This is a genomic window from Pandoraea sp. SD6-2 (genome assembly GCF_000389825.1).
GTDB classification, from domain to species: domain Bacteria; phylum Pseudomonadota; class Gammaproteobacteria; order Burkholderiales; family Burkholderiaceae; genus Pandoraea; species Pandoraea communis.
Window position 1 is genome coordinate 326997 of record NZ_KB944423.1, and the last position, 20620, is coordinate 347616.

Here is a 20620-nt window from a genome sequence, read left to right on the forward strand (position 1 = left end):
AACCATTCCATCCAGTCCAGCCAGCGCGCCCAGCCGCACACACCTATCACGAGCCCTGAGATATCACACATGACGATTCAGACAGCCTTCAACTGTTGCGCATAGCCCTTGAGCACCTCCTCGCGCAACACGTCCCAAATCTGAGCATGCAGTTCGGTGAAGCGCGGATGATTCCGAATTTCCGCCACATCTCGCGGACGTGGCAGATCGATCCGGAATTCCCCGATGGGATGCGTGCCCGGCCCTGCCGCAAGCACCACGACACGGTCTGATAGCGCGATCGCTTCGTCCAGATCGTGCGTGATGAACAGCACCGCACGGCGTTTGGCAGCCCACAACTCGAGCAACTCGTTTTCCATGAGCTGACGCGTCTGGATATCGAGTGCCGAGAACGGTTCGTCCATCAAAATGATGTCCGGATCGAGAATCAGCGTCTGCGCCATGGCGACACGCTTGCGCATGCCGCCCGAGAGTTGGTGCGGGTAACGATCACCGAACCCGCCCAACCCCACACGCTTGAGCCACTCGTTTGCGCGCACGGACGCTTCCTCGGGCGTCACGCCTCGGAATTCGAGACCTGCGCTCACGTTGTCGATGGCGTTGCGCCAAGGCATCAATGCTTCGGCCTGAAACATATAGCCCGCGCGCGAGTTGATGCCTTTGAGCGTTTCGCCAAACACCTTGACGGTGCCGGACGATGGCGCCAACAGCCCGGCAGCGACGTTGAGCAACGTCGATTTGCCGCACCCCGTCGGGCCAACGACCGAGACAAACTCGCCCGGCGCGATATCGAGCGAGGTATCGGCCACCGCGGTGTAACGTTTCGAGCGATCGTCTCGCGCGACAAACGTACACGAAATACTGTCGAAACTAAGCGCCGGCGCAGTCATCATTTGTACTTGGCATCGGCCTTCTTGGTGAACTCGTTCGTGAACGTCTTCGACAGGTCGATCGACTTGCCCTTGACCGTCTCGTCAAACGCCTGCAACGTGCGCAGCGCGGTCGCCGGGCCATCCGCAGGAATCAGGCCGTCCGGCGAAATGGCTTCTTTCACGCGGCTCCACGCATCGAGGTATAGCGCGCGGTCACCGAGCAGATAGGCGTCGGGCACCGTCTTGATGAGGTCCGACGGCCCTGCCGTCTGGAGCCAGCGCAGCGCACGCACCATGGCATTCGTGAGCGCCTGCGTCGTGTTCGGATTCTTCTGAATGAACGATTCGTTCGTGTACAGACACCCCGCCGGCATGTTTCCGCCGAACACCGACACCGTTTCCTTGAGCGTACGCGTGTCCGAGATCACACGAATCTCTTTACCGCGCTCCAGCATGGTGATCACCGGATCGAGATTGACGATGGCGTCGATATTGCCCGAGCGAATTGCAGCAAGCGCCCCGGACGACGCACCGACGCCGACGAACGCCACCTCATTGGGCTTGACACCGCCCTTGGCAAGCACGAAGTTCGCCATGATGTTCGTCGACGAACCCGGCGCCGTCACGCCGATCTTCTTGCCGCGCAGGTCGGCCAGCGACTTGTAGTTCGGCATGGTCTTGTTCGACACACCGAAGACGATCTGCGGCGCGCGTCCCTGCAGGACAAACGCTCGGATGTACTGATTTTTCGCCTGCAACAGGATCGTATGTTCGTAAGCACCCGATACCACATCGGCGCTACCGCCCACGAGGGCTTGCAATGCCTTCGAGCCGCCAGCGAAGTCGGAAATCTCGACGTCGAGCCCTTCGTCCTTGAAGTAATTCAGACGTTCGGCAATCGTAAGCGGCAGGTAATAGAACAGATTCTTGCCGCCGACGGCAATCGCGACCTTGGTCTTTTCGGGCTTGCCCTGGGCGAAGCCCGGGCGAATGCCCGTGCCGATCAGGCCGGTGGCGGCCAGTGCCGTGACGAACTGACGTCTTTGCATAGTGTTTGTCTCCGTGGTTGCAGCGTTCTTTCTTCGTCTGACGTGCTTATTATTCGCGGATCGCGGCGAGTGCCACGCCCCGTGATACTGCGCGTAATCGCGTCGGTTCAGATGACGCCACCCTCGCGCAGTGCCTTGATTTGCCCGGCATCATAACCCAGTTGCCCAAGCACTTCGTCCGTGTGAGCACCCAGTGCCGGGCCAAGCCATTGTGTCTGGCCAGGCGTGTCCGATAGCTTCGGCGTGACGTTAGGCAAATCGATAGGGGTGCCATCCGGAAACGTGTGTCGCTGGATCATCTGACGCGCGATGAACTGCGGATCTTTGAACATGTCGGCTACGGTGTAGATACGGCTCGCAGGCACATCTGCCCCTTGCAACACGGCCAGCGCTTCGTCGATGGAGCGCCCGCGCGTCCAGTGGCCGATCGCCTCGTCGATTTCCTGCGTGCGCGGCACACGGCCATCGTTGTGCGCCAGCGCGGGATCTTCTGCCAGATCGGAGCGACCGATGGCATGCATCAGGCGCTTGAAGATCGGGTCGCTGTTGCCCCCCACGACGATCATGCCGTCGGCACAGGGATAAGTGTTCGAGGGCACGATGCCGGGCAGCGACGCGCCCGTTCGTTCTCTCACCATGCCGGCCACGCTGTATTCCGGCACCACGCTTTCCATCAGGTTGAAGACGGCCTCATACAATGCGACGTCCACCACCTGTCCTCGCCCGCCGTTCACGTTGCGGTGATGCAACGCCATCATCGCGCCGATCACGCCGTGCAATGCCGCAATGGAATCGCCAATGGAGATACCGATGCGCGGCGGCGGCAGATCGGGATAGCCCGTAATGTGACGCAGCCCGCCCATCGACTCGGCAATCGCGCCAAAGCCGGGCCGGTCGCGATACGGCCCCGTCTGTCCATATCCCGACAGGCGCACCATCACGAGCCCCGGATTCTCCGCCGACAGTTGTTCATACCCCAACCCGAACCGCTCGAGCAAACCGGGACGGAAATTCTCGACCACGATGTCTGCCTGTGCCGCGAGCTTACGTACGATCTCCTGCCCCTCGGGGGACTTGAGGTTGATCGTCACCGATTTCTTGTTGCGAGCCTGCACTGCCCACCAGAGCGATGTGCCTCCCGCATCGGGGTGCATCTTGCGCCACTTGCGAAGCGGATCGCCATGCTGCGGATCTTCGATTTTGATGACTTCGGCCCCGAACTCGCCCAACATGCGCGCGGCAAACGGGCCGGCGATGAGCGTGCCGAGTTCGAGGACTTTCACGCCAGCGAGCGCACCACGCGCCGGCAAGCCGGCGCCACTGGCGGCAGGCGAGGCGGAAGATTCGGGAGACGTGCCGGCGGCGAAGGCCGTAGACGCCGCGGCTGGACCTTGCGGCAATGCAGATTCAAACGGCTTGGACGACTTGGACAACGCGTAGACTCCTGTGCCTTGCGACGGCCATCACCATCGACTTCGCGACGCCGCCCGAGGGCAACGCCTGTGCAAATGGGTGGCAAATGAAGTTCGTATAGTAATTCGACACTCGGCTATCGGCCAATAACCTCGCAGCAGATCCTGGAAAGTTCCGAGTCAAATCGATCCGAAGTCCGATCGAACGGCGCATCGGCGATATCTCATGTTTCGAACAGATGACGCGCCCCGCGCTGCGCTGCAATATAAATGGCCTCGCCGCGATTGCGCGCGCCGAGCCGCCGATACAGGGCGGAGACATGCGTCTTGGCGGTCCCCTCGGAAATCACCAGTTGCTGGCAGATCGTTTTGATGGATAACCCGCGCGAGAGCAGCGCGAGAATTTCGTACTGCCGCTGGGAGATGCCGAGCAGCGCCGATTCGGCCAGTTGTGTCGCCTTGTCGCCCCCCAGCGGGAACACCGGCAAACGCGAGAGCGGCAACGCCTCTCCCATGGCCTCCTGCCGCCAGAGCACGAGTAACGCCGAGAGCGCTTCCTCCGGCACGAATCGTCCACCCGAGAACGCAAGATCGAAGACCGAACGAATTCGCGCGACCGAATTCGGCCAAGGCAGGCATGCGGCAACGCCCGCCTGGAGCCAGCGAATGATCTCATCGGGAAAACCCGCATCGCCGATGACGATGACGGGCACCGGCGGCACACATTCGGCCGCCGTCGTACACAGGGTGTCGACAGCCGGCGTACGGGCCACGGATTCTTCGAGTACGAGCGCGCGCCGCGAAGGCAATTCGCGTAACCAGAGCCAGTCCTGCACCGTCACATCGCCGACATGACGCAAGACCGGCGGTATCGCGTTCGCTTCGGTTTGCAACGCGATTTGCAGGCCGCCCAGCCAGGTGGCAGCCTCACCTACGACCAGCACACGCATGGTTTCCCCTGTCGTTCCGGTCAGCACCGTAGTACTGCCGTCCCCCGCTTTTTTTTGTCACGCCCGCCGCATGCCTCATTTGCCAGCTCAGGAATGGTAAACATCCCCCGTCGCCAGCACGAAAACCGAGGAAATCCTCAGGTGTTCGTCATACTTTACGCATCAGGCGTCACCTCGCTTTCGGCCGAGTTTACGCGTGAAGCCCGCATGGCGGCACGTTCCCCTCTCGATAATGCCGATCATTGTTGCCTCAGCGCGACAAACCGCAATCTGCGTAAATTATTTACTCAATTTTCGGAGATTCCGCTATTACTTTTTTCCCTTTCTTTTCTCAAATCGCGCAATAGAATACAAGCAGTGTTGGGAGGACAGCACGCGGAGGCCGGGGGGCACGCTATGTTCAAGATCACCATCAAGACGATGCGCAGTGCCACGTTCAGCTTGGCAGCTGCGTGCTTTGCAAGTGCTGCGCAGGCCGACATTACCGGCATTGCCGGTGTCCCGGTCGCCGTGAGCGACATGCTGCTCGCCAACACTCGTGCGGCGAACCTGCAGCAAAGTGTCGTCGCCAATCTGTCTGGCGCGACACCGGTCGTCGTCGTACCCGTCAACACCACCACAACCACAGCCAACAACGTTCGTCTGTGGGACGAAGTCATTCCTCCAGCGCCGGCACCCAAGCCAACTCAGGCATCAGCGACTTTGCCGGCCCAGCCACGCCCGACTGTGACAGCGTCGGCCTACTCACCCAACTCGCCGCCGTCCCTCGCGCCGGGCTTGCAGACGACGAGCCTGAAAGTCAATGCCAGCGTCGGCCGCGTACCTGTCGGCATCTCACATTGACCGATGGGCCGGTAGCACCGCGACACCTTCAAGACCCGTTCTCTTTACCTCGTATTGCTGCGCGCCCCCGATCAAGGTGACGCGCAGCACACGCTTTGCACAATCGACTTCTGCTCGGCGCCACGCGCCGAAAGCATCATCAGAACGTGTACGGGAAGCGCAGGCCGACGACATAGTTCGGTGCATCCGGCGACATGCCGGCGTTGACGTAACCATTCACGGTCCAGTGCTTGTTGATCGCGTAGTTGATGCCGAAGTTGAGCGATGCCGCGTTGGTCGTGCTGCCCGCCACCGTGGTCCAGGAGCCACCCGGCGTGGCCGTCTTGGTCGCACGCGAGATCGCCGTCGAGTACGAGATCGATAACGCGGTCTTGTCGTTGAGCGCCAACGCCATCCCGGCGCCAACCTGAACGATGTCGCCCAACTTGACCTTCGCGGGCTGCGTCGTGCCTTCGATGGTCGAGATGTCGTCGAACGTGCGAGCCACGTTGTACGTGTACGCCACGTTGGCAAACAGCACGATCGGATCGTAGGTGCGCAAGAACGACAGGCCGGCCGTGACCGCCCAGATCCCGTTCCCCGTGGGCAGACGCGAGGGCGTCGTCAGGTTGTTGTTGGTCGGATCGGGCGTACCGAGCTTGATGCCGAACGGCGACGTGCCGGTCGGCGCGGTCACCCGCAACGACGCCACGATATCGGGCCAGTTCGCATTCTCCTTGACGATCTGGTAATACAGGGATGCATTGACGTCGCCGATGTTCGCCGAATTCTTGCTGATATCGCTGATCGACGACGCCGCGCCGCCCACCCCACCCGAAATGAAGTCGGAATTGCGGTAGAGGTACGGCACGTCGAACGCCACACTCAACCGGTCGTTGATACCGTAGCGCGTGTTGACGTCGAACGTCCACACATTGGCCTTGGTCTGGCCGAGGTTCAACTGACCGAGGAAGATGGCGTCGAGGGCGAGAAAACCGCTCAACACGAGTTGGCGACGGTCGTAGTAGCTGTAACTGATACCGGCGTCGATAGTGAGCTTGCGGTCGAACAGCGGCGCATGCTGCGCCTGCACCACCGCCTCTTCGGCCGGCGTGCGCTGCGAGTCGCTCTCGCTCTTTTGCATCTGCTGCGTCTCGCCGATCGGCGTGGCCGTTGTCGGGCCCGCAGCCCCGGCAGCACCGCCGCCGGGGGTACCTGCAGAGCCAGCGGCCGAACCATCGCCGGGAGAGACCTGCGCAATCTGCGCAGTGTCCCACGCGGTCAAACCGCGACCGCGTTGCGCCATCTCAATGTCGGTGAGGCGCTGTTTCAGAGAAGAAATTTCCCGCTGCTGCCGGTCGACCATGTCCATCAACATTTGCAGACGGTCGTCCGGCGATGGGTTCGTATGCTCCTGAGCCTGGGCCGATAGCGTGAAAAGCAGTACCCCCAACGGAATAGCGGCAACGGGAAAAAAGCGGTGAGTCTTCATGATCCCCCCCGGGTAAAAGTGCGGACAGGCGTCCGCGCGCAATCCAACAAACGTGTATTACCAACAACGTTGTCCTTGCTGCTCGACTGCGGGGTGACGCGTGCGAAACCCGTTGCCATTCACCTCGATATGTCATGCGCGGGCCCTGCCGACATCACCTGCTTTGCGCCGCGGGTGTTGCTGCGGCGACGCCCCACTTCTAGTTTTCATCGTGTCCGGCGACGACTTGCATTGCCGGACACTGCTGCCGGCGTCGCCCCGTGCACACACGGCAGCGCGACGCCGTTACTTCACTTGCTCTTCACTTCATCGGCGCAGGGCGACCATGTTCGCCATTGCGTTCTGAATGCCGGCCTGACGCAGCGCGTTCGACGTGAGCGGACTCGTCTGCAGGTTCAATTGCATCGTGTTCATGACCTGCTGAGCATTACCCGCGACCTGCACGACCTGCATGATCTGGTTCATCGCCGCGCCGGCACCGCCGCCCACGCTCTGACCGAGATTGCCGTTCGGCGTATTGAGCGAGATCTGCATACCTGCGGACGTAATGGCCACGCTCGCGTTCAGGTTGCCCACCGTCGTGCGCGAACTGTTCGCGCCCTGCCCGCTGACCGGTACCAGCGTGGTAATCAATATCCCAGGGCCGAACTGAATTGTGGCTTTGTTCAAGGCATTGTTTGCATCTCCCGCAACTTGCGTAATCTGAGCCACGCCATTCACGAGCACGCTCATCCCACCCGCTACGGCTTGTGTGATTGGTGTGGTCGCGCTCACGAAGCCGGGGATGATGCCGGTGGCTGCGCCAGTCTGCAGTTGGAAGCCGGAACTCCCTTGGCTGACGCCGAGCACACCGGTGGCCGCCAGGCTCGCCCCGGTCGGCATCTGCCATTGCGACTGCATCACGAGCTGAAAGCCGGTGATCATGTTTTGTTGCGCGTACTTGCCGGTCGCATGCGCGAGCACTTCGTCGCTCACGGGCGTCCACGTCTCGGGCACCACGCTCGATGCAAATGCCGGCAGGGCGCTCGCAAACAGCGGTATTGCCAGCATCGGAACATATCGGTTCATGATGGTCTGATCTCAAAACAGGTCCGCCCGGATGATGCCGAAATCCACCATCGGGGTCGGTGACGTCCCGGTCGCCAGCGCACTGTCGCGCAGCTTGACTGCCAGGGATTCGTTTCCTTTGAGCAGCGGTGAATCCTCCATAAACGGCTTGCCGATGACCGCCAACACCAAGCCGTTCCATTGCTTGGCAAAATCGGCTTGCTCGATGATGCGATTGCCGAGCGCCGGATCGGATACGAACACGCGTCCGTCCTTCGCTGCCTTGATGACCACAAAATGCTGATAGCCGTTGACGTCGATCAGCGCGATAACCGGGATCTTCAGGTCGTAAAGCGCGTTCACGTCAACTTTGAAACCTCGGCCCTCGAGTCCAAGCGTCTCCACGAATTTCTTCATGTCGAGCATCGAGAAGCCATTTTTGATGACCGTTTCCGGATTGGAAAACACCATCATTTTCTGGATCAATTCCGGCTCGGGAATATCGATCCCGTAGCCATAACGCAGCAGTGTTGCCAGGGCTGCCGATCCACAACTGAAGTCGTATTCCTGCTGGACCAGATTCACGTAGCGCATCGATTTGAACGAACGCATCTTCTTGACCGCCGGTACACCCGTCGAAGACTCGAGATTCACCGATGCGTACTGCGCGTGCCCGGCCACGCTTGCGCACGCCAGAGCGCAAACCGTAGCGATCCTTACAGCGGCACGACGCGCTTCACTCATGACACACCTCATGAAAAAACCGGCCCGGGAATTCCCGGACCGGTTAGCGACATCACTTGATTGCCGAGATGGCGAGGTTGTTGGCCTGCACGTTGCCGATACCCGAAGCCACGTTCACGCCGACGTTGCCGCTAGCAAAGGCGAGTGCGCCGTTACCCAGCGAAGCGTTGGCGATGAAGTCACCCGAGGCCTTCATGCTTGCCGATTGGTCGGTTTGCGCCGTCGAGTTGGCTGCGCCGCCCTTGTGCCAGCCACTGCCGCCTTGCGAGACTGCTGCTGACAGACCGTTCTCCTGCACGTTGCCGACGCCCGCAGCCACGTTCACACCCACGTTCCCGGTTGCACCGGCGAGAGCACCATCACCCACGCTGGAGTTGACATAGAACTGCGAGATGCTGGCCGAGCCCTTCGACGACTGGTTCGCGAACACCTGAGCCGAGGCATACACCGGCTGAGCATTGAGCGAAGCGATCGCGACATTGTTGGCCTGCGCGTTGTCGGCGCCTGCTGCCACGTTCACACCGATGTTGCCGTTGGCGTTAGCCAGCGCACCATGGCCGAGCGTTGCGCCCATCGTCTGGTACTGCGCCGTGTTGAAGTGGTACGTAATCGCTCCCTTGGTCCATACGGTGGACTTCGTGAACGTGTTGGTGAAGCCCCACAGTGCGGCTGCGGCAACCGTATCGCTCTCGACCGATTCATTGCCGTGGTTCAGGACGGCATGGAACGATGCATCAAAGCTCTTCTGCGTGTTCAGGAAGCCTGCTGCCAGGAACCCGGCGGCCTGCTGCGACTGCTGTTGGTAGGCATAGCCGCCCCAGGCCGAGTGCTCACCAGCACCGAAGTTACCGAAGAGGTAGCCGCCATACACGGCCCAACCGCCCGGCAGGGGAATCACGCCGCCGCCGACAATACCTGCACCGCCAGCGATATTCGAGTATTGATACCCGCCACCTGTGATGAAACTGCCCGAACCCGAGCTAGACTGCCCTGCCACGTAAGCGGCACCGGCCTGGAACGATTGGCTCGTGTTCAGGTGGCCGCTCGCGCTGGCACTCACCCACGACGTGGAGTTGTCGTAGTGCGTGGTCGTCTTGCCTGCCAACAGGTAAGCGCTGCCCTGATCCGACACCGTCGTCGTCTTCGAGTCGACGCCATACGTGACCTTGCCCGTCACAAAGCTGCCAAGCAGCGGCCCCTTCAGATTCACGCCGTGTACGTCTACGCTCTGATTGCTTTGCACGACGGCGTTGCCGGTGTTATCCACCGTGACGCAGCCCCTGATGCCGATCAGCCCGAAAATGCCGACCAGATTCAGAACGTTGGTCTCGTTGCCGATGAACGAGAAGCTATATTGCTGGTGATTGGGCGACGCCAGGGCGCTACCCGTTGCAACCAGCAGTGCAGCCGCTGCAATTGCTTTCGTTTTCATGACCATCTCCTTGACGAGAGAGTTACCCAGTTAAAAAGATGTGCCCGCCGGGGGACGGAGCACAAAAACATTTGCGGTTACATTGCCTATCCCAGCCGACTGGTTGACTTGGACCACACCGCTCGCCCCGCGAAAAGCGTCACCGGATATCGACGCCGTGCGGAACCGATCGTTGAGGTTGTCGCGCCCAGCCGGGCCACCCTTGGAGATCGCAGCGGATAGTGCCGTATCCGATACGCTCGCCACTCCAGACGCATCGCCAGTCACAATGACGGTCGCGTTGCGTTGAAGATTGCCGGCACCGCTCGCCTGGTTGACTTGCGTCAGCCCCGAGGTGCCTGAAAATGCGTTGCCTTGAATCGCGGCGCTGGCAGCGCCGGTCGTCGATGTGACGAGGGCTTGCTGATTAGTGCTCGACGCACCGACCGTCAGCCCGCCGCCGTTCGCGATCACGGCGCTGTTGGCCTGGGCGTTGTTGACACCCGCCGCCTGGTTCACCCCCAGCGCCCCGGTCACGCCCACCGCCACACCGTTCTCGATCGTGGCGTGCGTGCCGGCCAGTTCGCCGTTCACAATCCATACGTCCTGTGCCGACGACACGCCGGCAAATGTCGCCAGTAACGCCGCGACGGCCAGAGGGAGGGCGCGCTGCGCGCCGCACAACCCGCGATGTGCGCTCATTTCGCCGCTCCCGCCGCACCGATGCTGGTGAGCGGTGCCAACGCCGAGTTGATCACCGACGGCACGAGCGTGCCGATGCTGCCGACACCACCGCCGGCCCCGGCGCCGAACCCGCCGCCGACACCATTGGAGGTATTGAGCCCGTTACCCCCGCGGGCATTGCCCACGAGCACGCCCATCACCGGGTTGATGCCGGATTGCACGGCGCTCGTCACGAGCCCCACATTGCCGCGCCCTGTCAATTCACCATCGGTGACCTGATTGACGGCCCCCATGGCGGTATTGAAGGGCCCCGTCGGAAAGGCAGGCACCGAGACGGCGATGGGGTTCTCGACGCGCGGCAGACCGCGGTACGCGATCTCGGGGCCGATGCTGCGCTCGACCACGATGTCGCCGGGCGCCGCCGGTTCGGCATGTGCACGTCCGGGCAACATTGCCGGTGTCAGCGCCACGAGCATCGTGGCGAGCAGACTGCCGGCATGGGTCATGGAAATGGGGGGCATCTTGTTCACCGCGTCGTGTAAGTCACACGCGTCACCTGAATGTTGTTCACGCCATTCGATAGTTGTTGCGGACGCGGCGTCGGCGTCACGGCGCCGGGCAGTTCGTCCCACAACGTAACGCCGTTGGCGAGCGCCATTCCGGGTGACTTGACCATCGCGCCGCCTTGCAGATTGCGGCCGCGCTGGCTTCCGAGTTGTTCGTCGTCGATGCGGGCGGCAGCGAGTGGCATGCCGGCTTCGCCCATACGATTGCCGTCGGCGGCGTTGCCCGAGTCGTCGCTGCTTGCGACAGCCGCGGCTTCGTCTGCGCACGGCTGTGCAGCAACCGGCGCCACGACGCTGGTATCGGCGTCGGAGATCGACATGACCGGACGCACCGTCGTGCCAAACGACGCCGGCACCATCGAGCCGGTAAGCATCGCGACATGCATGAGCGGCGAGCGCGAGACGTCCTGAGCGTGCGCCGGTACGGCACACAGACCGAGCGCCACGACGACGGCTGCGCTTAGTGCGCTGGCGCTTTGTCGTACGCGGTACTGCATTTCGGTGGTGAGAATTCGCATCGCTAAGCCCTCCTTGCCCGGCTCAATAAAGCGACTTCCGTGCCACCCGCCTTAAGTGATTGAAAATATTGGCGTTAGTTTTTTCGAACGGATGGCATGCGAGGGCAAGTGTGCGAAAACGTTTCAGCATTGATACGTAGCCTGCGTCCGGCCGCGAATGTCAGCACCATCGTGCGAGCGCCGGACCTTCCGAACTGCGAACGATATCGACGTCACCAGCGACGGGTGCCGAAGAGGCCCGGCTTACAAGGGGCTCGTGTGACGGATTTGCGTCGAAATTGCCGGGCAACGGGATAACGACATGGCGCTGTCACATGGGATCGTGCGTGGCACGATGGCGTGCGCTCCCCCGGATGTTTCATCTTTGATGTGTTCGCGAGACACCCCTCGACACCGGTTTCGCGGCACGGCGAAGCCACAGAACATCGCCTCGTGATGGCGTCGGGAGAGATGCCCGATGCTCCATCGCCTGAAAGCACGCGCGACATCTCGGGATGCGTTCGCTCGATGCGTGAGACAACGCAATGCGTATGGGAATGACATATTGGGAATGCCACAGACATCGCTCGAATCGCCCGTCGTTATTGGCGATGGCAACAATCGTGGAACGAGAGGACAGCGGGAAGCATATCGATGGTTTGCGGCGCCTTCGGGGGATTCGACACGGCGATACTCAGGAGCCCAAAAAGAAACGACCGCCCTGCTCATCACAGGACGGCCGCCCTCTCTTCGCCAGAAGATATCAGGCCGGCACGCCCGATTCGTCGCCACGCATCCCGTACCGGCACATGAGCCGATAGAGGGTAATGCGTGAAATGCCCAACTCTGCTGCCACGTCCGTCAGCCGGTGACAGTGGCGCAGCAATGCCTGCTCGATGGCCGTTCGCTCGGCCTCCGCGCGAATTTCTTCCAACGTGCGCACCAACGTCGGTACCCACGGCAGCAAATCAAGGTCCTTCGCCGAGATTGTGCGACTGTCGGCCATCACGATGGCGCGGCGCACGCGGTTGATCAACTCGCGCACGTTGCCCGGCCAGTGATACTCGTACATCGCCTGCACCGCGCACTGCGTGAAGCCACGGATCTTGCGATGGTTGTCGCCTTTGAAGCGTTGCAGCACATGGTGCGCCAGAATCTCGATGTCCTGTCCGCGAGCGCGCAGCGGCGGTTCCTCCACGCGCAGCACGCACAGGCGGTGGTACAGATCCATGCGGAAACGGCCTTCCTTGACAGCCTCCTCCAGATCGACGTGCGTTGCGGAGATGATGCGCACATTGACCGGAATCACCTCGTGACCGCCCAGACGCTCGATCGCGCCCTGCTGCAGAAAACGCAACAGACTCGCCTGACTCTCGAACGGCAGATCCCCGATTTCGTCGAGCAACAGCGTACCGCCGTTAGCAGCCTCGACCCGGCCGATCTTGCGCGCATTCGCGCCGGTAAAGGCACCGCGCTCGTAGCCGAATAGTTCGGACTGCATCAGATGCGGAGGAATCGCCCCGCAATTGATCGCCACGAACGGCCCCTTCGCGCGCAGTGAGCGCTCGTGGATAGCCACCGCAGTCAGCTCCTTGCCCGTGCCCGACTCGCCCGAGATGAACACGGGAGCATCGGTATTGGCAACCTTGCGAATGGTGCGAAAGAGTTGCTGCATCGCCTCGCACGTTCCGACCATCTCCTGATCGCCGCCCACTTGCGGCGTGAAGGTCGGCACTTCCGAGAGCGACGCCATGCCCCACGCATGACCGATCGAATGCGCGAGCTGATCGTTCGTACACGGAACGTTGACGTAGTCGAAGCAGTAATCGCGAATCAGCCGGCGAATGGCTGTTGTCGTGAGTTGCTCGGGATTCGTGGCCGCCACCCAACCGACAGTGGCAGGTTGCATGCAGGACTCGAATGCCCCCATCTCGCGGTCGCTATAACCGCTCGCCAGGTCAATGAGTGCTGCACTGGTGACCCCCGGATTCAAAATGCGACCGACGTCGCTGGCGCTCTTGGCCGGCACGACTTGCCAGCCTTGCTCTCCCAGAAACGACAGCAAGCCATCGTTATGCTTTCGGGAGGCGTAAATCAGGGTGCGCCCGGTATCGTTAGCCATACCTTAACTCCCTGCCTAAGCAGTGCCTGCGTACAGTTTTTTGGTCTTCGACCGGATCTGCACAACAGATATACGGCCCCACGCCGCTCGAGAGTTATGGTGTTCCCCCGCAACTGGGTCCTCAAGTCGGCAGGTTCAGTCTAGAAGACAGGGGTGGGCGCAGGTATAGCGAAAAACAGCTAATCCGATTGGATGACTGGTACCAGTACCTACGCGCAAGTGCGGGCGGCGTCACGTCCGCGTCATGCTCAGAGCGTATGCCGGTCGAGGACTGCGCGAGCGATGGTGCCGGCGTCCACATACTCCAGTTCGCCCCCAACAGGCACGCCTCGCGCCAGTCGGCTCACGCGCAGACCGCGGGCTTTGAGCATCTGTCCGAGGTAGTGGGCGGTGGCTTCGCCTTCGTTGGTGAAGTTGGTGGCAAGCACCACTTCCTTGACCACGCCGTCGGTGGCGCGGCGAATCAACTGCTCGAAATGTATTTCGCCCGGCCCCACGCCGTCGAGCGGCGAGAGATGGCCCATGAGCACGAAATACAGCCCCTTGAAGGTCATCGTCTGCTCGAGCATGTTCTGGTCGGCAGGCGTTTCCACGACGCACAACAGGCTCGTATCGCGCTCGGGATCGAGGCACGTCTCGCAGACTTCGACTTCGGAAAACGTATTGCAGCGCGCGCAATGGCGGATCTGCTCGGAGGCATGCACCAGCGCTTCGCCCAGCCGCACCGCGCCTTTGCGGTCGCGTTGCAGCAGGTGGTAAGCGATGCGCTGCGCGGACTTCGGACCGACACCCGGCAACGCGCGCAAGGCGTCGACGAGTTCCTGCAGGCTCGAGAGCTGGGGCATGCGTCGTCTTTCTCTGGGGACTGGCGAGCGATGCTCAGAACGGCATCTTGAAGCCCGGCGGCAGCGGCAGACCGGCGGTCAGGCCACCCATCTTTTCCTGCGCGGTCGCTTCAGCCTTGCGCACGGCGTCGTTGAACGCAGCCGCCACCAGGTCTTCGAGCATGTCCTTGTCGTCCGCCAGAAGACTCGGATCGATGGTCACGCGGCGCACGTCGTTCTTGCACGTCATCACCACCTTGACCAGACCGGCGCCGGACTGACCCTCGACTTCGATCTGGGCCAACTGTTCCTGCGCCTTCTTCATGTTTTCCTGCATTTGCTGAGCCTGTTTCATCAGACCCGCGATGTTTCCTTTCAGCATCTTGACTCCTGAGTAAATCGTATGAGGGGCATGCAGCGTGTGTAACGCGCGTTTGGGAGGAAAGTTCGAAACCTCGTGCCGTTTCGCGAAAGCGAATTTTCCTATTGTACCGGGCGAATGCTGCCCTGCAGGATCTGCGCGTCGAATTCGTCGATCAATTCGCGCACCAGCGGATCGCCGGCAATCGCCTGTTCCGCCGCCCGTTGACGCGCGGCGGCCGCTTCTGCCGCGAGCGACGCCGCCGTCGTGCCCACTTGCCCGAGTTCAACGTGCAATTGCACCTCGGTGCCGAAGTGCTCAGTGAGCACCTGACGCAGCTTGTCGGTCGTGGCCGCATCCGCCAATTGACGCAACGGCACGCGCAGATGAAGCGCGCGCCCTGCCACTTCCGTCAGTTCGCTCTGGAAGGCCAGTTGCTGAGCGAGGCCTCGCGCCGGGAGTTCGGCAGCCAACGCCGGCCATTCACCGGCAAAGACCGGTGCAACGCCGTCGGCTTCCCGGTAGACGCAGGCTCGCTGCGGCGCGGCAGGTGCAAGCGGTGGTGTCGCAGATCCGGCAGGCTCGGGCTCTGGATCGGCGCCGGCCGGCGCATCATCCGACGCACGCGAGGCGCTGCTGCGATTCGCGCTGGCGGCACCGCCCCCCGTACGCCCAGCCGTGCCCTTACGGCCCGCATTGAGCGCCGCGAGCGCAGCACGGGCGGGCGACATCGGCGCACCGTCGGTCGGCGCGCTGGCGCGAGCTGCCGGGGCCCGACGTGCTTCGGGCTGTGCCGCTGGAGCAGCGGGAGCGGCGGGAGCAGATGCCGCGGACGGGCGAGTCGGCTCACCCGCAGGCGCACGCGACGGTGCGGCGGCCCGCGCGACGCCAGCCGATTGCGGCGTCGGCGGCTCGGCAAGCGTGCCGCCCGCGAGCAACGGCGTAAACGCTGCCATACGCAGCAGCGCCATCGAAAAACCGGTGTATTCGTCGGGGGCAAGACCCAGTTCACCGCGCGCCCGCGTAGCGATCTGGTAATAGAGTTGCACGGCTTCGGGAGACAACGCTTCGGCCAGACGCCGCACGTCGGCCGCTTCGGGCCAGTCGTCGGAGACCGCCTGCGGCGCGTATTGCGCCAATGCAATTTTGTGCAGCAAGCTGCCGAGATCCTGCAATCCAGCGGCAAACGAGAAGCTGCGCTCGGCCATTTCGTCGGCAACGGCCAGCAGGTCTGAGCGCGACTCGTCCTTAAGGGCATCGAGCAGACGCACGAGCACGCTCTGATCGATCGCGCCCAGCATGCCGCGCACGGCGGTCTCGCTCAGCGGGCCCGCCGCGTAGGCGATGGCCTGGTCGGTGAGCGACAACGCGTCGCGCATGCTGCCGCCCGCCGCCTTGGCGAGCAGGCGCAACGCCTGCGGCTCGCTCTCGATACCTTCTTCGCCAAGGATGTTCGTCAGATGCGACACGATGTGCCCGGCCGGCATCTGCTTCAGATTGAATTGCAGGCAGCGCGACAGCACGGTGACGGGAATCTTCTGCGGATCGGTCGTCGCCAGAATGAATTTGACGTGCGCGGGCGGCTCTTCCAGCGTCTTGAGCATCGCGTTGAACGCGTGGCCCGTCAGCATGTGCACCTCGTCGATCATGTAGACCTTGAAGCGCGCGTCCGCCGGTGCATAGACGGCCTTCTCGAGCAGCGACGTCATCTCGTCGACGCCGCGATTCGACGCCGCGTCCATTTCGACGTAGTCGACGAAGCGCCCCTCGTCAATGGCACGGCATGCCTTGCAGACGCCGCACGGCTGCGCCGTAATCCCCGTCTCGCAATTGAGCGCCTTGGCCAGAATGCGCGAGAGCGTGGTCTTGCCGACGCCGCGCGTACCGGTAAACAGATAGGCGTGATGCAGACGCTGTTGCTCGAGCGCGTGCGTCAACGCACGCACGACATGCTCCTGGCCCACCAGGGTCGAGAAGCCTTTGGGGCGCCATTTGCGCGCGAGTACTTGATAGGTCATGCCAAATTGTAACAGTTCGGCGGTGTGCTTCAGCACCGATGTCAACGCCCGATCAGGCGTTCGCGGCCTGCCAAATCCGGCAGGCTATCGGCCCGATAGAAAAAAATGTTGCGCGATTCTACCAAGGCCATCGAGCCCACGCGATACGCGGTGAAACAGCGAGGATATCGATCGGCGGTAAGCGTCCGCAGACAACGAGAGTCGCGTCGCGTCCGTTCACAATGGGGACGATAAACGGCAGCGCCAAACGAGAGAAGAATTTGCGCAGAACGCGCGGAGAACATCGATAAAACAAGGAGGTAGGTGACGAGCCTGACCCTCGGCACTGGTAGAAAACGGCTGTGGCTGCTTCGTTCCCGACCTGACCAGATTGGCCGCGCCACCATGCGAGGAGGCCCGTCAGGAACGAATTCTACCAGAGTCGCCGCACCAACAGAAGCTCAATTTCCGCGAGAGCATCGTATATGACCGCCCGCCGGGGGGTATTGCGGCATGTGAGGCACCGCGCGCAAGCGTTTGCGATTTCCGCTAAGATGGGCACAAACTGCATTGGCGCACGCTATTGAAGCACGCGATTGCAGCCTCCATATGGAGAATGCACGCCCAGCTAAACCGGGTGACATCTCTAGCGTCGGTGAAAGCGAGCCGTTTTCGCCGGACGTTTCCGAATAGTCAGACGAGGCAACTTTACTCATGAGCGAACAAATCAAGCACATTTCCGACGCCAGCTTCGACGCGGACGTTTTGAATTCCGACAAGCCGGTCCTTCTCGACTTCTGGGCAGAATGGTGTGGTCCGTGCAAGATGATCGCCCCGATCCTGGAAGACGTGGCCAAGGAGTACGGCGACAAGGTGCAGATCGCCAAGATGAACGTCGATGACAACCAGGCGACCCCGGCCAAGTTCGGCATCCGCGGCATCCCGACGCTGATCCTGTTCAAGAACGGCGCCGTCGCGGGCCAAAAGGTCGGCGCCCTGGCCAAGGGTCAATTGACCGCATTCCTCGACCAGCATCTGTAATCCTGAGCCGAAGGCAGCCGGGGCCTTTGTCGTCGCCGTGCGACACCCCGGCGCCCAATACACGGCACAGCGCTTGCGCCCCGCGCTGCTTGCTATATAATCCGGCGGAAAGCATCTCAAAGTTCTTCGAGCGTTCGCTCATCTTTTTTCCCTGATACTTCACTTGTCGTCCAACGGACGGCACCTCCGTATGCATTTATCCGAACTAAAGTCCCAGCACGTCTCCGAACTGCTTGAAATGGCGAATGGCCTCGAGATCGAGAACGCCAACCGCCTTCGCAAGCAGGAGCTGATGTTCGCCATTCTGAAGAAGCGCGCAAAGACCGGCGAAACCATCTATGGCGACGGTACGCTCGAGGTGCTGCCGGACGGCTTCGGTTTTCTGCGCTCGCCTGAGACGTCGTATCTGGCCAGCACGGACGATATCTATATCAGCCCGTCGCAGATCCGCCGTTTCAACCTGCATACCGGCGACACGATCGAAGGGGAAGTGCGCACGCCGAAGGACGGCGAACGTTATTTCGCGCTCGTGAAGGTCGACAAGGTCAATGACCATCCGCCCGAGGCCTCGAAACATAAGATCATGTTCGAGAACCTCACGCCGCTGCACCCGAACAAGCCGTTGCTGCTCGAGCGCGACATTCGCGGTGAGGAGAACGTGACGGGCCGCATCATCGACATGATTGCCCCGATCGGCAAGGGCCAGCGCGGTCTGCTCGTGGCCTCGCCGAAGTCGGGCAAGACCGTGATGCTGCAACACATCGCTCACGCGATTGCCACCAACCATCCGGAAGCCAAGCTTTTCGTGCTGCTCATCGACGAGCGCCCGGAAGAAGTGACCGAAATGCAGCGCTCGGTGAAGGGCGAAGTGGTCGCTTCGACGTTCGACGAACCGGCCACGCGTCACGTGCAAGTCGCCGAAATGGTGATCGAAAAGGCCAAGCGCCTGATCGAAATGAAGCAGGACGTCATCATTCTGCTCGACTCGATCACGCGTCTGGCTCGCGCCTATAACACGGTAATCCCCGCGTCTGGCAAGGTGCTCACCGGCGGTGTGGACGCCAACGCGCTGCAACGCCCGAAGCGTTTCTTCGGCGCGGCGCGTAACGTCGAAGAAGGCGGTTCGCTCACGATCATCGCCACGGCGCTGATTGAAACCGGCAGCCGCATGGACGACGTGATCTACGAAGAATTCAAGGGCACGGGCAACATGGAAGTGCACCTCGAGCGCCGCCTCGCGGAAAAGCGCGTCTACCCGTCGATCAACCTGAACAAGTCGGGCACGCGCCGCGAAGAACTGCTCATCAAGCCGGAAATCCTGCAAAAGATCTGGGTGCTGCGCAAGCTCATCTACGATATGGACGAGGCCGAAGCCATGGAATTCCTGCTTGGCAAGATCAAGCAGACGAAGAACAACGCAGAGTTCTTCGACCTGATGCGCCGCGGCGGCTGATCCCCCCGGCACATCAAGCGAAAAGCCGCGACGCCTGTCGCGGCTTTTTCATTACGGCGCGCGTCCCCTCCCCCCCAGTGTCTCGCCCGTTTCGGCATCACTGCCCCCATGCGGCGGCGGTGCGGGCTGTCACGATGACTGTTATATGATGGGACGGTACCGCGCACTGGCCGTCGGTACGCCTTCCCCCTAGAGCTGTTCCCGAAGGAGAATTTGCAATGTCCGAGCAAGACGAATTGATGGCGGAAGCTTTTGCCCACCTCGAAGCCGGCGATCCCGAATCGGCCCTGGAGGTCGGCAAACGGCTCGAGTCGATGCAGTACTCGGGCGCCTATGAGGTACAGGCAATGGCCTACGCCGATATGGACGAAATGGAACAGGCAGTGGCCGTGCTCGAAGCCGGCGTCGCCCATGCGCCGGGCGTCTGGCTGCTCTGGCAACTGCTCGGCAACTACCGCTCCGATCTCGGACGCTTCCCCGCCGCCATCGAGGCCTACGAGGCCGCCGGCAACTGTGCGCCGGACGAAGACCTCGTGATCGTCGACTTCAATCACGCCAACGCCCTCGCCCGCCACGGCGATTTGGCGTCGGCGCAAACGCGTCTCGATCGTGTGCTCGAAAGCCCGCACCTCGCACAGGCTGGCCGCGCCTTCATCGAAAATGCCATCGCCCTGCGCATGCATCTGTTCAATGCGCAAGGCGAGCCGAAAGCCGCCATCGCCACCTACGAGGCGCTGCACAAGCACGAAGCCGACGACGAAGGCAGCAACGTCTCGATGGCCGACGTCGTTGCCGAGCTGTCGCTCGCCTACAAGCAGTCGGGTGAGAACGACAAGGCGCTCGCCAGCGCGCTGGAAGCCGTGCAACTGTACAAGTGGAGCGACGCCGCCCTGTGGGCGCTGCGTGCCGCACGCGACGCCCAGTCGGACACTGCCCGCGCGATGCATCTGATCGTGGAAGGTCAGTGGTATGAACCGCTGGAAGACGAAGATCCCGATGGCCCGGCGCCCGAATTCGTCACCACCTACGATGTCGTTGCCGACGATGCAGAAGAAGCACTGCGTTTGATCGCCGAATGCGAGCCGCCGCAAGTCCGCGAATCGCTGCGCATCGCCGAGACGCATCCGATTGATCACGAGGACGAGTCGCCCACGCCCTACAAGGGTGTCTACGCCACGGGCGATTACCACATGTATCAACCGGGCGAAGACGAAGAAGTCGGCTAAGCCGGTCGTCGTGGCCGGCGGCGGACGATAACACCGTAAACACCAAAAGG

General features: G+C 61.9%; 19 protein-coding genes and 1 other RNA gene. 4 read left to right on the forward strand and 16 right to left on the reverse strand.

Annotated features, from left to right (window positions below):
• Positions 1-77: 77 nt before the first annotated feature.
• From C266_RS01545 to C266_RS27990, 4 genes are all read right to left on the reverse strand, one after another.
• The gene (locus C266_RS01545) at positions 78-890 is read right to left on the reverse strand and encodes an ABC transporter ATP-binding protein (protein ID WP_010807300.1); all 813 of its coding nucleotides are present in this window, start codon (positions 888-890) and stop codon (positions 78-80) included.
• Positions 890-1921 (reverse strand): ABC transporter substrate-binding protein, encoded by a 1032-nt coding sequence (locus C266_RS01550; protein WP_010807301.1) that lies wholly within the window; start codon positions 1919-1921, stop codon positions 890-892. Before C266_RS01550 ends, C266_RS01545 begins: the two co-directional genes overlap by 1 nt.
• Before the next feature lie 107 nt (positions 1922-2028).
• Positions 2029-3231, reverse strand: coding sequence for a CaiB/BaiF CoA-transferase family protein (locus C266_RS01555; RefSeq protein ID WP_036661091.1), 1203 nt, complete (start codon positions 3229-3231; stop codon positions 2029-2031).
• 326 nt (positions 3232-3557) lie between these two features.
• Positions 3558-4283 (reverse strand): response regulator transcription factor, encoded by a 726-nt coding sequence (locus C266_RS27990; protein ID WP_010807303.1) that lies wholly within the window; start codon positions 4281-4283, stop codon positions 3558-3560.
• Positions 4284-4376: 93 nt separating this feature from the next.
• Here C266_RS27990 and C266_RS27190 point away from each other — a divergent pair, with 93 nt between their 5' ends.
• A complete protein-coding gene (locus C266_RS27190) occupies positions 4377-5126 on the forward strand; it encodes a hypothetical protein (RefSeq protein ID WP_144265671.1) in 750 nt (249 codons plus the stop codon).
• 139 nt (positions 5127-5265) lie between these two features.
• Here the strand turns inward: C266_RS27190 and C266_RS01570 are convergent, their stop codons facing one another.
• From C266_RS01570 to ffs, 12 genes are all read right to left on the reverse strand, one after another.
• Positions 5266-6597 (reverse strand): hypothetical protein, encoded by a 1332-nt coding sequence (locus C266_RS01570; RefSeq protein WP_036660917.1) that lies wholly within the window; start codon positions 6595-6597, stop codon positions 5266-5268.
• A 306-nt stretch (positions 6598-6903) separates the two neighbouring features.
• Entirely contained in the window at positions 6904-7665 is a 762-nt protein-coding gene (locus tag C266_RS01575) for a hypothetical protein (RefSeq protein ID WP_010807306.1), read from the reverse strand.
• 12 nt (positions 7666-7677) lie between these two features.
• Positions 7678-8388: a C39 family peptidase gene (locus C266_RS01580; protein WP_246189826.1), complete on the reverse strand. Its 711-nt coding sequence runs from the start codon at positions 8386-8388 to the stop codon at positions 7678-7680.
• Between the two features lie 52 nt (positions 8389-8440).
• On the reverse strand, positions 8441-9820 hold the full coding sequence (locus C266_RS25965) for a hypothetical protein (protein WP_010807308.1): 1380 nt from the start codon (positions 9818-9820) through the stop codon (positions 8441-8443).
• A 30-nt stretch (positions 9821-9850) separates the two neighbouring features.
• Positions 9851-10501 carry a hypothetical protein gene (locus C266_RS01590; protein WP_010807309.1) on the reverse strand — a complete coding sequence of 217 codons (651 nt, stop codon included), beginning with the start codon at positions 10499-10501 and terminating at the stop codon, positions 9851-9853.
• The gene (locus C266_RS25970; protein WP_144265672.1) at positions 10498-11004 is read right to left on the reverse strand and encodes a hypothetical protein; all 507 of its coding nucleotides are present in this window, start codon (positions 11002-11004) and stop codon (positions 10498-10500) included. Before C266_RS25970 ends, C266_RS01590 begins: the two co-directional genes overlap by 4 nt.
• Positions 11005-11009: 5 nt before the next feature.
• Positions 11010-11567, reverse strand: coding sequence for a hypothetical protein (locus C266_RS01600; RefSeq protein ID WP_010807311.1), 558 nt, complete (start codon positions 11565-11567; stop codon positions 11010-11012).
• A gap of 742 nt (positions 11568-12309) precedes the next feature.
• On the reverse strand, positions 12310-13668 hold the full coding sequence (locus tag C266_RS01605) for a sigma-54 dependent transcriptional regulator (protein WP_010807312.1): 1359 nt from the start codon (positions 13666-13668) through the stop codon (positions 12310-12312).
• A gap of 248 nt (positions 13669-13916) precedes the next feature.
• Positions 13917-14513 (reverse strand): recombination mediator RecR, encoded by a 597-nt coding sequence (recR, locus tag C266_RS01610; protein WP_010807313.1) that lies wholly within the window; start codon positions 14511-14513, stop codon positions 13917-13919.
• A 34-nt stretch (positions 14514-14547) separates the two neighbouring features.
• Entirely contained in the window at positions 14548-14874 is a 327-nt protein-coding gene (locus tag C266_RS01615; RefSeq protein ID WP_010807314.1) for a YbaB/EbfC family nucleoid-associated protein, read from the reverse strand.
• Positions 14875-14975: 101 nt separating this feature from the next.
• Positions 14976-16871: a DNA polymerase III subunit gamma/tau gene (gene dnaX / locus C266_RS01620; protein WP_036661098.1), complete on the reverse strand. Its 1896-nt coding sequence runs from the start codon at positions 16869-16871 to the stop codon at positions 14976-14978.
• Positions 16872-17173: 302 nt separating this feature from the next.
• Positions 17174-17272: signal recognition particle sRNA small type (ffs, locus tag C266_RS26520), an RNA gene on the reverse strand.
• 292 nt (positions 17273-17564) lie between these two features.
• Between ffs and trxA the strand changes: the two genes are divergently transcribed.
• The 3 genes from trxA to C266_RS01635 all read left to right on the forward strand — a co-directional run bounded on the left by trxA (position 17565) and on the right by C266_RS01635 (position 20570).
• Positions 17565-17891, forward strand: coding sequence for a thioredoxin TrxA (gene trxA, locus C266_RS01625; protein WP_010807316.1), 327 nt, complete (start codon positions 17565-17567; stop codon positions 17889-17891).
• Between the two features lie 190 nt (positions 17892-18081).
• Positions 18082-19344: a transcription termination factor Rho gene (gene rho / locus C266_RS01630; RefSeq protein ID WP_010807317.1), complete on the forward strand. Its 1263-nt coding sequence runs from the start codon at positions 18082-18084 to the stop codon at positions 19342-19344.
• Between the two features lie 218 nt (positions 19345-19562).
• On the forward strand, positions 19563-20570 hold the full coding sequence (locus tag C266_RS01635; RefSeq protein ID WP_010807318.1) for a hypothetical protein: 1008 nt from the start codon (positions 19563-19565) through the stop codon (positions 20568-20570).
• The last annotated feature ends 50 nt before the right edge of the window (positions 20571-20620 follow it).